General features: G+C 50.3%; 14 protein-coding genes. 3 read left to right on the forward strand and 11 right to left on the reverse strand.

What is annotated here, in order from left to right; genetic code table 11:
• Nucleotides 1–16: 16 nt before the first annotated feature.
• Both HY845_03180 and HY845_03185 read left to right on the forward strand, forming a co-directional pair.
• Nucleotides 17–508 carry a hypothetical protein gene (locus HY845_03180; GenBank protein QQG51535.1) on the forward strand — a complete coding sequence of 164 codons (492 nt, stop codon included), beginning with the start codon at nt 17–19 and terminating at the stop codon, nt 506–508.
• A gap of 1 nt (nt 509) precedes the next feature.
• A complete protein-coding gene (locus HY845_03185; GenBank protein QQG51536.1) occupies nt 510–2183 on the forward strand; it encodes a hypothetical protein in 1674 nt (557 codons plus the stop codon).
• Here HY845_03185 and HY845_03190 read toward each other — a convergent pair.
• Nucleotides 2180–3301: a phosphoglycerate kinase gene (locus tag HY845_03190; protein QQG51537.1), complete on the reverse strand. Its 1122-nt coding sequence runs from the start codon at nt 3299–3301 to the stop codon at nt 2180–2182. The two genes, HY845_03185 and HY845_03190, sit on opposite strands and share 4 nt — an antisense overlap.
• A gap of 69 nt (nt 3302–3370) precedes the next feature.
• Between HY845_03190 and HY845_03195 the strand changes: the two genes are divergently transcribed.
• A complete protein-coding gene (locus tag HY845_03195) occupies nt 3371–4333 on the forward strand; it encodes a hypothetical protein (protein ID QQG51538.1) in 963 nt (320 codons plus the stop codon).
• Here the strand turns inward: HY845_03195 and HY845_03200 are convergent.
• From HY845_03200 to rpmE, 10 genes are all read right to left on the reverse strand, one after another.
• Nucleotides 4313–5257, reverse strand: coding sequence for a hypothetical protein (locus HY845_03200; GenBank protein QQG51539.1), 945 nt, complete (start codon nt 5255–5257; stop codon nt 4313–4315). The two genes, HY845_03195 and HY845_03200, sit on opposite strands and share 21 nt — an antisense overlap.
• Nucleotides 5254–6234, reverse strand: a complete 981-nt coding sequence (locus HY845_03205) for a carbohydrate kinase family protein (GenBank protein QQG51540.1) — start codon at nt 6232–6234, stop codon at nt 5254–5256. Before HY845_03205 ends, HY845_03200 begins: the two co-directional genes overlap by 4 nt.
• On the reverse strand, nt 6231–7019 hold the full coding sequence (gene tpiA / locus HY845_03210) for a triose-phosphate isomerase (GenBank protein QQG51541.1): 789 nt from the start codon (nt 7017–7019) through the stop codon (nt 6231–6233). Before tpiA ends, HY845_03205 begins: the two co-directional genes overlap by 4 nt.
• A gap of 87 nt (nt 7020–7106) precedes the next feature.
• A complete protein-coding gene (locus HY845_03215) occupies nt 7107–7283 on the reverse strand; it encodes a hypothetical protein (GenBank protein ID QQG51542.1) in 177 nt (58 codons plus the stop codon).
• Between the two features lie 161 nt (nt 7284–7444).
• Nucleotides 7445–8674: a prolyl-tRNA synthetase gene (locus HY845_03220; protein ID QQG51543.1), complete on the reverse strand. Its 1230-nt coding sequence runs from the start codon at nt 8672–8674 to the stop codon at nt 7445–7447.
• On the reverse strand, nt 8674–9765 hold the full coding sequence (locus tag HY845_03225) for a site-2 protease family protein (GenBank protein ID QQG51544.1): 1092 nt from the start codon (nt 9763–9765) through the stop codon (nt 8674–8676). The genes HY845_03220 and HY845_03225 overlap by 1 nt, the downstream gene beginning before the upstream one ends.
• On the reverse strand, nt 9766–10317 hold the full coding sequence (gene frr, locus HY845_03230) for a ribosome recycling factor (GenBank protein ID QQG51545.1): 552 nt from the start codon (nt 10315–10317) through the stop codon (nt 9766–9768). It lies immediately after the preceding gene.
• Nucleotides 10318–10363: 46 nt separating this feature from the next.
• Nucleotides 10364–10822 carry a translation elongation factor Ts gene (gene tsf, locus HY845_03235; protein QQG51546.1) on the reverse strand — a complete coding sequence of 153 codons (459 nt, stop codon included), beginning with the start codon at nt 10820–10822 and terminating at the stop codon, nt 10364–10366.
• A gap of 70 nt (nt 10823–10892) precedes the next feature.
• Nucleotides 10893–11684: a 30S ribosomal protein S2 gene (rpsB, locus tag HY845_03240; protein ID QQG51547.1), complete on the reverse strand. Its 792-nt coding sequence runs from the start codon at nt 11682–11684 to the stop codon at nt 10893–10895.
• Nucleotides 11684–11914, reverse strand: coding sequence for a 50S ribosomal protein L31 (gene rpmE, locus HY845_03245; protein QQG51548.1), 231 nt, complete (start codon nt 11912–11914; stop codon nt 11684–11686). The genes rpsB and rpmE overlap by 1 nt, the downstream gene beginning before the upstream one ends.
• Nucleotides 11915–11920 lie beyond the last annotated feature (6 nt).

Below are 11920 nucleotides of genomic sequence, written 5' to 3' on the forward strand. Positions count from 1 at the left end.
TTTACTGGACGGGCGGATGATGAGACGTGTTGTAATACTTATCGCCCTTATTGCTGCCGTGCTCGTTCTGTATTGGCTTCTGAGGTTACCAGGAAGCGCAAAAATCGATCTTCAAGCACCCAAAACCATCTCAGCCGGTCAGAATTTTGAAGTCCCTCTGCGGCTCAGCGTTCCGACTGCTATTAATGCCGCCGAGTTTTACTTCAGCTTCCCTAACGACAAGCTCGAGGTGATCGAAATCAAAAAGGAGGGTAGCTTCTTCGCTCTCTGGATCACTGGTTTCCCCAAATTCACTAACGAGTCAGGTAGCCTAGAGTTGGCGGGTGGCCTGCCCAAACCTGGTTTCAGTGGCAAAAATGGCTTGGTTGCAACCGTCGTCTTTAAGGCAAAAGCCAGCGGCGAAGCAATTATTAGTTTGGACTCGAAAAAAAGCCGATTACTCGCTAACGACGGTCTTGGCAGCCAAGTTGTCTCTACCTTTCAACCTGTCACAATAAATATTAAGTAAGATGCAATTACAGAGGGGATTATTAATTTGGCTAGTGGTTTTGGGGTTATTTGCTCTTTTGCTGCCCCAACCCGTTTCGGCATCAGGACGTTTAACAGTAACGGCCGGTTCGATAAAAACCGATATAAATAAAACATTCACCGTAAATGTGAACCTAAGCAGCGACGAAGCCGTTAACTCGGCCAGCGGCCAGGTTATCTTTCCAGGGTCGTTGCTACAAGCTACAGCAGTGAGTCAGAGCGGTTCGATATTTAGCCTTTGGCCAGAACCGCCCAGCATTAACGGCGAGAGCATCAATTTTGCTGGCGGAATGCCAAGCCCTGGCTATACTGGCACTGGCAAGCTATTCAGCATCACTTTTAAGGCCAAAGCGGCCGGCACGGCCAATATTAGCATCGCTAACGGTAAAACGCTGGCCAACAACGCTAGCGCCACAAACGTCTACGCCGGCAGTAGCGGTTCGGTGGTCACCATCAGCAAACCCGTAACCCCGCTCACCATTTCTTCCTCAACCCATCCCGACCAGGGTAAGTGGTATAAGGATAAATCGGTTAGCTTATCCTGGAATAAGCCCTCAGGGGCGACGAGTTTTAGCTATAGCTTTGGCACTAAGTCAGGCACGACTAAAGAGAGTTCAATCAGCTTCCCTGATACACCTGAAGGAAAATGGACGTTCGATCTCTCAACTCACGCAACGGACGGCGACCTGCAGGCCAGTTACGCGGTCCAGATCGACTTAACGCCACCTGTCGAATTCCCAGTTAAAGTGGTCCAGAGCGGCGGCAACACTGATCCTTTCCCCGTACTGTCATACGAGGCGACTGACGCTCTCTCCGGAATCGACCACTACGAGATCATTATTGACGCGAGCGAACCACTTAGCATAGCTGAGTCTTCAACGAAGCTAGCGCGGCAACAACCAGGCACCCATCACTTCAAGGTACGTGCCTTCGATAAGGCAGGTAACGTCACTGAAGTGTTAGGACAATTTGAGGTTCAAGGGTTTCCAGGGCCAGTTATAACTGAATACCCACACTTCGTATCTGTCTTGCAGCCTATAGTGTTCAAAGGCACGGCATTGTTAGGATCGAAGGTGAAACTCTACGTCGAAGGCAAGGAGATCGCCGAGTTTGTAGTTCGGGAGAGCCTAACGGATAGCCAACGTCAGCTAATTAACCTCCAAGAGGCGCCAGACGACCAAGTGGTTGAGTGGACGTATACGTACAAGGGAGTGCTGTTCCCCGGTAAGCACTTATTTTATGCCATCCAAGTAAAGGCGGACACCTCTGAGAGTAACCGCTCGAACGAGGCAGCCGTGACGGTTCTGTCAGGCTCGGTAGTGCTAGGTTCAATTACCCTTCCCATGGCGCTCATAGCGATCTTGTTATTGATCATACTGTTAGGAGCCACTCCTTTCTTTTTCTTCATCTGGAAACGAGCCAAACGTCGTTTCGCTAGCGTGGCTGAGCGTATGCGGCAAACTCGCCATCAGATCGACAAAGAGTTTGCAGATCTTGAGCGCGACATCGACAAAGACCTTCATAAAGCGGAGATCGGCGGTGCGGTCTTCCGTCAGGTTGAGGCGGATATTGAAGACAGTAAGAAGGCCGTCGACCAGAAGTTAGATAGTATCACTAAGAATAGTTCGATCCCTCCAGAAAAAAGTGGCGACTAACGGCTTAACGCGATAAGGCCCGGTAAGTTGGTACCGCTCAAGTACTCTAGGGTAGCTGATCCGCCAGTTGAGATAAACGAGAAGAGTCTGCCGAGATTAGCGTCGTTAACGAAGCTGACAGTGTCTCCGCCACCAACAACGGTCGTGGCGCCGTCGTGAGTGACAGCGTGAGCGATCTCTAGCGAGCCCTGGCGATATTTCGCATCTTCAACCTTACCAAGCGGGCCGCTCCAAAAGATAGTCCGCGCGGGGTTAAGATGTTTCTTGAAAAGCTGACGCGTCTCCGGGCCGATATCGACGATCGATTTACCTTGCCAGACATAATCAATCGGCAAGATCAACTTACCTTTGCCTAGTTTCAGAATCTCCTTGGCAGTTTCGAGACCTTCAAGATCGATGACAGAGTCCTTGACGTTAATCCCTGAGGCCTTGAGAAGTGTGTTAGCCACGCCGCCGCCGACCAGGATCCAATCAGCCTTATGAATGAACTGTTTAATTGTTGGCATTTTGTCGCTAATTTTGACCCCGCCGACAATCGTGACATAAGGCCGAGCTGGGTTCTTCATCAGGCTGTAGAGGACCTGAACCTCACGCTCGAGTAATAAGCCGCCGTAGCACGGCAGGAGCCCCGCAAGCGCCACGATCGAGGCGCTCTCCCGATGCGAAACGCCAAAAGCGTCGTTGACGTAAAGGTCGCCGTATCGGGCAAGTTTGGACGCAAAGGTTCGTGAGTTTTTTATCTCACCTGGGTCGAAGCGCAGGTTCTCTAGCGCCATAATTTCGCCGGGCTTAAGCGCTTCAACCATACGCTGGGTATCAGCGCCGAAGAGTGACGGTGCGAATTTAATCGGCCGCCTAAGTAGATCCGACAAGTGAGCATAAATGGGCTCTAAGCTATTCTTTTTTTCTACCACGCCACTCTCGTCCTGGTGGCCTAGGTGGGACAATAAAACCACGGATGCGCCGTAATCTAACAGGTAGTGGATTGTGGGCATAACCTGGCGCAAGCGAAAGTCGTCCTGGACAATTGGGCGTTTCTTCAAATCATACGGCACGTCAGCGACTATACGAAGCAAAACGCGACGGCCTGAGAGCGGGGCGTCTTCAAGAAAATGCATAGTTCCAATATACCCGAGTCTAACCAATTGCTGCCAGCTTAAGCTCGGGCGGTGTTACAATGGTTTAAGATGTTTAAGACCCTTTTTGGCTTGTTGCTGGTAGCTCTTATCTTCACTTCCAGCCTCGGCTTTACCGTTAATAAAGTCAAAAATCCGGAATTTATCAATCACCAGGTTCGAGAGGTCAATCTTTACGGTCGTCTTAGCGCTAACCTACCAAATATTCTACCTGACGAGCTATTTAGCAGCTCTCCATTTGCCCGCGAAGATTTTGCCGATATTCTGACAAGCGCCGTCGATAGCCAGACTTTTTACGCCTTTACCGATAAGGCGTCAGTTGCCTACCTTAACTGGCTTACGGGGGAGACCACCAACTTAGACTTCAGTTACGACTTAGCGTCATTCAAGGTTAAGGCTAGAGAGAAGGCTGTCGACCGGCTATTGAGCAAATATGACAATCTCCCGACGTGCAATGACAAGCAAATAAAGGCTTGGGGTACGACCGAGGGATTGCCGTCTTGTAAATTGCCCTCCGACAACGTTCGTTCAAACGACATCGCGGGTTTACTCGGTAATCAGGTCGATACTGTCCTCGCCACATTACCAAACGAGCTGTCGGCCAAGGAGAGCCCAGCACTTGTTGATGTACGTCAAAATGTCATTAACGTCTTACGGTTCGTAAAATTGGTCTGGGGCATCACAATTGCCATATTGTTGCTTTATCTGGTTGTTTGGCGACGGCGAGCATTTTTGAGCTTAGCGTTTATCTTCTTGCTGACTGGTTTAATCGAAGCGGCGTTTAGTCTTATTGCCTGGGACTGGGTTGGGCGAATCGTTATCGATCTATTGCCGAGTAATAGCAGTCCATTTTTGCCACTCATCGTGGACGTAACTACGGCTGTTCTTGAGGTTCTAAAGCGCAGCCTATCCAGCCTTAGTATTGTCCTACTCGTGATAGGCGCTGCATTTTTACTACTCTGGATTTTTTACAGACCTCGAGCCGATCACTCTTCAGTGGTAACGACGAAGTAAGTTACGCCAAAAGGCTAGATCAAGGCCGATAATCGTCTTGGCTCTCAGACCTGTATTTTGCGAGCTACCAACAATGGTCAATGCTCCGTTATTTCCCGATAAGCCTAAGGCTGCCCCTTCAAGCTCTAAGGGCCTCAATGCTTCATTCTCAACCAGGCGGGCAATTTGGGAAGAAAAAAGCTTGGCCCGTGTTTGCTCAGCACGCCAGAGATTAGTCGAGGCATCCCCGCTTCGGACTAGAACATCGCGATAACCCTTAGCAAGAGCCTTGGCGTCACTGACGACGCAGTCGAGCCGATCAATATGGGCTCCTTTTAGTTTATTCGGTGAGACTACTGGGCTGCAGGGAGCGACCGTAATCCCTGGATCCTTAGACCTACCAAGCATCAGGCCATTACCTTTCAGGAAATCATTCAGTGCCTTATTTTGGGTAGGCGGAATCGTGAGGGCCACATCCTGAATGTGTTGTTTGCCAAGCCAACCCTTTATCAATAGAGCTAACTGCCAGGTGGAGGCGTCCTCGCCCTGAAAATTGATTGCGGCGCGACTCTTTGGCTTACTCTTAACGGCTAGAATTAGTTTATGAATCGATGCTTCAATCCGGCTAAGTTCCTCCGATGTAAAGTGCGGTGCTTGGTCGACGACAAGAATGTCGTAAGGCAAGATCTCTTTCGTAGTCGTAAGGCGCTTCTCACGCAGCGACACCGATTTAACAGCCTCCGCGCGGAGTGCGACGTGACGCAATGCCGAACGTTTATTGATCGTTTTCCAAGCGGTGCCACTTCGATGATCAAGTAAGTTCGCTAACCTGTCTTCCCTAGTGAGCAACTTAATGTCGACATGAGCGTGCCGTGCCACGTCTTGGTCAAGCTCCCGGGCAAGAAGAAAGGCAAACGGCGAATCGCCAATAATGGCAATATTCATCCGAGCGATCTCACTTTAACCCTCTCGGCATCATGCATAATCGCTTCATAGTCTAATAGACCCCGGGTAGCTCCGACTTCGCCTATAGCGGCAGCTGAGGAGGCAATCCCACAGCCCAGTGAGCGACGCAGTAGGGCCCCCTGGCTGGCAAGTTCCATTGGCGATAAGTAGCTCGCCAGAAATCCGGTAGTGAAGGCGTCGCCAGCGCCGGTAGCATCGATCCTTTCGTGCTGTGTCACCAGCGCCGGAGCGCTCAGTATTACCTCATCATCGGCAACGTATGCTCCGCGCTCTCCGTCAGTGATACAAATAGTTTTCGGACCCATCCGTCTCAAGGACGAGAGCAGCTCTTCAACTGGTGTACGCTGAGGCAGTCGCGTCAGGACTATAGCTTCATGAAGATTGACAAATAAGATCGTCACCGTCTTGAGTAGCGACAACAGACCACGAGAGCGTTCCTCAAGGCTTTCAATACTTGGGTTGAAACTTATGCCTTGGCCGCTCTTTACCTGATGAGGCTGAACGATTGAACTAAGCTTGTCTAAATCGCCGTGGAACGGACCAAGGTGGAGCCAGTCCTCCTCTGGCAGCACCTTTGGACAACTGCTCGGAAAATTGCGAGCTGTAACAATAGTCCTTTCTCCACCAGCGCGTAGGATCACAGAGATTGGAGTTTGGGTCATGCTTTCACCTTCATCAACACTGATATCGTTGGACCCTAGGAATGTTCGCAGGAAGTCACCAAAGACATCCGTCGCTAGCCCAGTATGAAACCAAACCTTGTAACCGGCCCGATGCATACCTACAGCGACGTTATTTCCCGAGCCGCCAGCGTCAAGAGCGTAACCTTCCGTTGAGAGTTTTTCACCAAACGGTAGCTCAAGTTTCTGCTGTTGTTGGTAACGATGGATAAACTGACGCGGCAGGGCAAAACTAAGATCGATTAAGCTATCGCCAACGACGTTGATTCTGTTCATGCTCGGCGGGCGGCCAACTCACAAATAGCAATAAAATCAGCTGCCTTAACAGACACCGCGCCAGCTAGTATTCCATCAATGCCCTCTTGTCGAAGATAATCCGCTGCGTCGTCTTTGCTAACACTGCCGCCGTAAAGAATTGGCACCTCTGCGGCCCGACTAACGCCGTACTTCTCCCCAAGCCGAGCTCTGAGCCGTCGAATTACCTCCGCAGCGTATTCAGGACGAGCTGGGTTATGGCTAGTAGCGCTGCTAATCGCCCAGAGCGGCTCGTAAGCAATCAGGATTCGGCCAAGATCGTCGTCTTTAACGCCGTGTAGTGACTCCATCATCTCGTTTTCGACTTTTTGCCACTGATAAGTATCAACCCGTCCCGTCGAATCAATAATCCGCTTCGCTTCTCCGACACAGACAATCGGCCTAAGTCGCCAACGTAAACAGGCTTGAACCTTTTCTCGAACCAAATCGTCGTCCTCGTGGGCATGCAGTCGGCGCTCCGAGTGACCAATAAGCGCATATTTAACTAAATCCTTAGCCATATAGGCCGACATTTCTCCGGTGTAAGCCCCCTGATCCTCCGGCCAGATATTTTGGGCGGCGAAATGGACATGGCTTAAAGGGTGGCGCCACGCCTCAACAACTGGCACTAACCACGCATTCGGCGGCGCCAAGACAACCTCAACACCTTTGAGGGACTCAAGACGACGTTTCAAGGTTGCAGCTAGTACTAAGCTATCGCTCAACGTCGGATACAGTTTCCAGTTACCCACAATATATGGTCTCATGCCCTCCTTAGCTCTAGGTTACCGAGAAATAGAGCAAGAAAAAAGCCCTGATGACTCAGGGCTCTTCTCTCACTATCGATGTCTTACTTAAGCTTCAGTAGCTGGCGCTGCTTCTTCGTCAGTTGCAGTAGCGTCGTCTTCCTCTGGCTTGGCGGGCTCTTCCGTCATAGGATCGGCACCTTCAGGTGTTACTTCAGCCGGAGTTTCTCCCGTTTCTTCTTCTTCACCTGCTACTGGCGTGGTCATATCTCCTTCTTCAGACATAACTAACCTCCTTGCTCCTAACCCCGCACACTGGTTATTCACACTCCCGCTGTCTAAAACTGACGGCGAGGACGTACGGGGCTGCCTCTTGGGCGCTATTCTTACCCCAAGCCTAACAGTAGAATAACTGGTTGGTCAATATCTATTTCACAGGCACCGCGCTAGCGCGAAAGTTCCGCTTTGAGTTTTTCGACTAACTCATCCTTAGCAACCAGCTGAATCTTGCCGCTAAGACGGTTTTTAAGCTCTACTTTGCCCTCCTGAGCAGTTTTTTGACTATGGAGAACTCGGAATGGAACGCCGATTAAATCGCTCTCCACGAGCTTAATTCCGGGCGCCTCGTCGCGGTCGTCGTATAACACGTCAACGCCCGAGGCACCTAATTCTTTATAGAGCTGTTCGCCTACCTTGCCTTCGCTGGCTAGATCTACCAGAACCACCTGAAACGGGGCAACCTGCAGGGGTAGTTTCAATCCGTGCTCGTCGTTGTTCAGCTCGGCGAGAATGCCCAGTAGGCGGGTGATGCCGATCCCGTAGCTACCCATGTATATAGAGCGTCGTTTCCCGGACGAATCAAGAAACTTGAAATCGAAGGCGTCCGGATATTTGGTGCCGAGATGAAAGATGTTGCCGACTTCAACCGCCTTGACGCGCTCTAAGCCCTTGAGCTGATGCTTAGGAACGCTGCCTTCCACTTCTTTGTTGAAACCAGTCTTGGTTTTGTGATCAAGTAGTACTTCGTCCTCTCCTGTTGGGCAGATAACCTGAAACTCGTCCGAAAACTCACTACTGAAAACTCCGCCGCTTGCTTTAACGCGATAGGCTTCGAGCCCGAGGCGTTCAAAAACCTTTAGGTAGGAAGCGGCAGACTGCTCATAGAACTTGTCGTGAGCCTTTTCGTCTTCATGGAAACTGTAGAGATCTTTCATGCGGAACTCTCGTCCGCGCAATAATCCTGACTTTGGTCGTAATTCTTTGCGGAATTTGGTCTGGAACTGGTACAGCACCACCGGGAGATCGCGGTAAGATTGAACTTTCTCTTTGACGACGAGCGCCATCGGCTCCTCGTGTGTCGCCCCAAAGGTCATACCAGCCTCTTCGTCCTGATAAACGATCTGCCTGAAGTTAGGGTCGTCCCAGCGGCCAGACTTTTCCCAGGTTTCTTTAGGTTGCAAAGCAGTAAAAATAACCTCTGAACCACCGAGAGCATCCATCTCTTCGCGGATGATCTGCTCGATCTTATGGATCGACCGCACGGCAAGTGGTAGTAGCGCGTAGGCCCCGGCGGTAATTTGTGAGATATACCCTGCTCTAGTTAATAAATAGGCGTTAATGCTTTCTTGTTTGGCGACGTCACGCCGCGTGGGGATGTAAAATTGGCTGCGGCGCATTAGAAAAAGCGCCCCAATATATCGAACCTGACAATATCTTTATAGGTCACCACCACGAATAGTAATAAGACTAACGCGAGACCAACTGTCGCTAACGCTCCAAGCTGACGATCGCTCATCGGCCGGCCGGCTAGTTTCTCATAACCTAGGGCCGCAATATGACCGCCGTCAAGCGGCAGTAACGGCACAAGATTAATTACCCCGAGACCTATAGAAACTACCGCGACGAGCTGGACGAGGTAATCGAAGCCTAAGCGCCGCGTTACACCAGTTAAAGCACCGATACCAATAATACCGGTAACGTCCTCTGAGACCTTGCCACGGATAAAAAGGTTTTTCGCAAAATTGCCGATACCTTGAGCTGAGACGCCGATAATCCTGCCAGTCTCGTAAAAACCTGCTACGGGCGCCATAAGCACCGAGGAGCGCACTTGGCCAGTTGATCTAATCGCTACGCCCAGCATACCTTGGCCAGGCGGCGGATTTTCTCGAGGAGTCAAGGTAACGAGCTGCTGCTCGCCGTTTCGGTCCAAAGTCAGTACCAATTCCTTACCGCGCTTATTGTTAACTAAAGCAACAAATTCCTGGTCGCTAGCAACTGCTTGACCGTCAACTTTTGTAATTGTGTCGCCGGCAAGTATCCCGGCTGATGATGCTGGCGTTCCTTCCACCACCCTAACCACCCCCACCTGTTGGGTGGCAGTGACAAACGGGTTATTACCGACCCCAGGCATTAATGGGTCAAAACCAGTCATGAAAAGACCGGTCAGAATCAGCCAGGCAAGTACCAAATTCATCAAAGCGCCCGCGACTAATACTTGAAAGCGCTGGAAGATGCTTTTGGATCGAAACGACTGCGGGCCTTTCTCCCCGTCACCTTCACCATACAATTTGACGTAGCCCCCGAGAGGAATAAGGTTTACTGCGTACTCTGTTTCACCAATTTTTTTGAAGAATAAGCGGGGGCGAAAACCAAAAGCAAATTCCAGCACTTTAACGCCATTTAGTTTAGCGAGTAGAAAATGGCCAAATTCGTGAACATAAACTAAGACGCTTAAGATTACGAGAAAAACTATCAACGTCGTTGCCATTTAGACTGTCATCAACTCTCGCTCTTTGGTCTCAACTAGTGTCTTGACCTGTTGATTGAAATCGTCGATTAATTCGTTCAAATCCTTAGTAAAGCGATTAAGCTCGTCTTCTCTCATTGTTCCAGCCGTCTTCTCCCGATTTGCCGTCTGCATCGCATCACCACGAAGTTGCCTCAATTGGATCCGTGCGGCCTCACCTTTCTGGGCAACCAGTTTAACGAACTCTGCACGTCGCTCTTGGCTCAGCGGCGGAACGCTTAAACGTAGCTGCGCCCCTTCGTTAATAACCGAGAAGCCCAGCTGACTGTCGCGAATGGCGTTTTCGATTGCCGCGACGACTGATTTATCCCAAGGCTGAACAATAAGCTGCCCTTGGTCATTAGCGGAGATGGACGCAACTTGGTTAAGCGGCATCGTGCCCCCGTAGGCAGCAACTGGTAGAGTGCCGACTAAATCACCTGACGCTCGGCCTGGACGGAGCGTACGTAAATCCTCGCCTAAGACGTCGAGGGTTTTTTGCATTGCTGTCTTGAGTGAACTAATTGACTGCATAAGCGTAATCTACCAGCAAAGGTGGCCTTAAAACAGGCACTAAAAGCTACTCGCCTAGTTCAAACCGCGCCACGCGGTTAATCTTCATGTTCTCGCCGATCTTGGCGATAGTGTCGTTGAGTAACTGCTCGATCGTTAGTGACGGATCACGGAAGTATTCCTGCTTTAGAAGCTCATCAACATTTTCCGGTTTCATCGAGGCAACTTGAAGCGCAATTTCGCGGACAAACTTTTTGAAATCCTCGTTGCGAGCCACAAAATCTGTCTCACAGTTGACCTCAACCATTGCTCCGATCCGACCGCCGCCGTGGACGTAAGTTTCGATCAAACCCTGGCCAGTTGCCCGGTCTGCCTTCTTAGCAACCGTTGAGAGTCCCCAATCTTTAAGTAGGGCCATCGCCTTAGCTTCGTCACTGCCGGCTTCTTCCAGCGCTCGCTTAACGTCGTGAATACCTAAGCCAGTCTTGGCGCGCAGAGATTTAATCTGTTCAACAGTTATATTCATAATATTTACTCGATTGTATCCGTTGAATAGATTGGAGCAAAGCGGAAAATCTGTTCAACAGTTACGCTCATCACTTAGACTTTTTCGCTACGGGCTTTTTCGGTTTAGCTGTAGCCTTAACAGCTTTCTTGACGGCCTTTTTTGGTTTTTCCTTAGTTGGTTCACCTTCAACTTTGGATTTTGCCTCAACCTTTTTTACGGGCGTCTCAACGAGGGCCTTGAGGACCATCTCTATGGCTCGCGGAGCGTCGTCGTTAGCAGGAATTGGGTAATCAACCGAGTCTGGATTAACATCAGTGTCGGTAATGGCAATGACAGGGATATTCAAACGTCGCGCTTCGCCGAGAGCGATACGGTCTTCGGTGGCGCTACCGATAATTAGAAGCTCAGGCATCGCTTTAAGACTAGCCGCGCCACCCAGGAAACGCTGATAGTGATCGAGTTTGGCCTGGTGTTTGGCGCGCTGCTTCTTGTCTAACTTCTGGCCCTTCTCACTCGCGATGAATTCTTCGAGTTCTCGCATTTTCTTAAACTGAGCGGAAAAGTTACCGAAATTTGTTAGGAAACCACCGTACCAGCGTTCGACCATATAAGGCGCTTGGATCGATTCAGCCGCCTCTTTAACGATTGAGCGGATCGAGCGCTTCGTTCCGACAAAGAGAATCGGGCGGTCTTCTGCTCTGTATTCAGTTAAGAGTTTCTGAGCAATCTCGAGACGGTTGAGTGTTTCCTCAAGGTTAATCAACGAGACGTTGTTCTTGGTCATATAAATAAAGTTCTTCGCTTTCGGAAAAGTGAGCGATCGGTGGTGGCCGTAATGAGCACCGGCTTGAGCGAGTTCAAGAATCGTTGGCATCGCCATTATTTCTTCGCACCTTCTTTTTTGGCGGCAGTTTTCTGAAGACGAGCCTGGAATCGGTCAACTCGTCCAGCGGTGTCGACAAGCTTTTTCTTACCAGTGTAAAGCGGGTGGCAGTTCGAACAGATATCGACGCGGAATTCAGGTACGGTGGCGCCAACAACGAACTCGTTGCCACAGGAGCAAGTCACTTTAGCTTGCTGGAAGTATTCCGGATGGATCTCTTTTTGCATAACGGA

Source organism: Candidatus Berkelbacteria bacterium, assembly GCA_016432625.1.
Classification (GTDB): Bacteria; Patescibacteriota; UBA1384; order 2-12-FULL-50-11; family 2-12-FULL-50-11.

Excerpts from the sequence above, each read along its gene's own strand:
- HY845_03180 (QQG51535.1), top strand. The coding sequence starts at position 17 with ATGATGAGACGTGTTGTAATACTTATCGCCCTTATTGCTGCCGTGCTC.
- HY845_03185 (QQG51536.1), top strand. The coding sequence starts at position 510 with ATGCAATTACAGAGGGGATTATTAATTTGGCTAGTGGTTTTGGGGTTA.
- HY845_03190 (QQG51537.1), bottom strand. The coding sequence starts at position 3,301 with ATGCATTTTCTTGAAGACGCCCCGCTCTCAGGCCGTCGCGTTTTGCTT.
- HY845_03195 (QQG51538.1), top strand. The coding sequence starts at position 3,371 with ATGTTTAAGACCCTTTTTGGCTTGTTGCTGGTAGCTCTTATCTTCACT.
- HY845_03200 (QQG51539.1), bottom strand. The coding sequence starts at position 5,257 with ATGAATATTGCCATTATTGGCGATTCGCCGTTTGCCTTTCTTCTTGCC.
- HY845_03205 (QQG51540.1), bottom strand. The coding sequence starts at position 6,234 with ATGAACAGAATCAACGTCGTTGGCGATAGCTTAATCGATCTTAGTTTT.
- tpiA (QQG51541.1), bottom strand. The coding sequence starts at position 7,019 with ATGAGACCATATATTGTGGGTAACTGGAAACTGTATCCGACGTTGAGC.
- HY845_03215 (QQG51542.1), bottom strand. The coding sequence starts at position 7,283 with ATGTCTGAAGAAGGAGATATGACCACGCCAGTAGCAGGTGAAGAAGAA.
- HY845_03220 (QQG51543.1), bottom strand. The coding sequence starts at position 8,674 with ATGCGCCGCAGCCAATTTTACATCCCCACGCGGCGTGACGTCGCCAAA.
- HY845_03225 (QQG51544.1), bottom strand. The coding sequence starts at position 9,765 with ATGGCAACGACGTTGATAGTTTTTCTCGTAATCTTAAGCGTCTTAGTT.
- frr (QQG51545.1), bottom strand. The coding sequence starts at position 10,317 with ATGCAGTCAATTAGTTCACTCAAGACAGCAATGCAAAAAACCCTCGAC.
- tsf (QQG51546.1), bottom strand. The coding sequence starts at position 10,822 with ATGAATATAACTGTTGAACAGATTAAATCTCTGCGCGCCAAGACTGGC.
- rpsB (QQG51547.1), bottom strand. The coding sequence starts at position 11,684 with ATGGCGATGCCAACGATTCTTGAACTCGCTCAAGCCGGTGCTCATTAC.
- rpmE (QQG51548.1), bottom strand. The coding sequence starts at position 11,914 with ATGCAAAAAGAGATCCATCCGGAATACTTCCAGCAAGCTAAAGTGACT.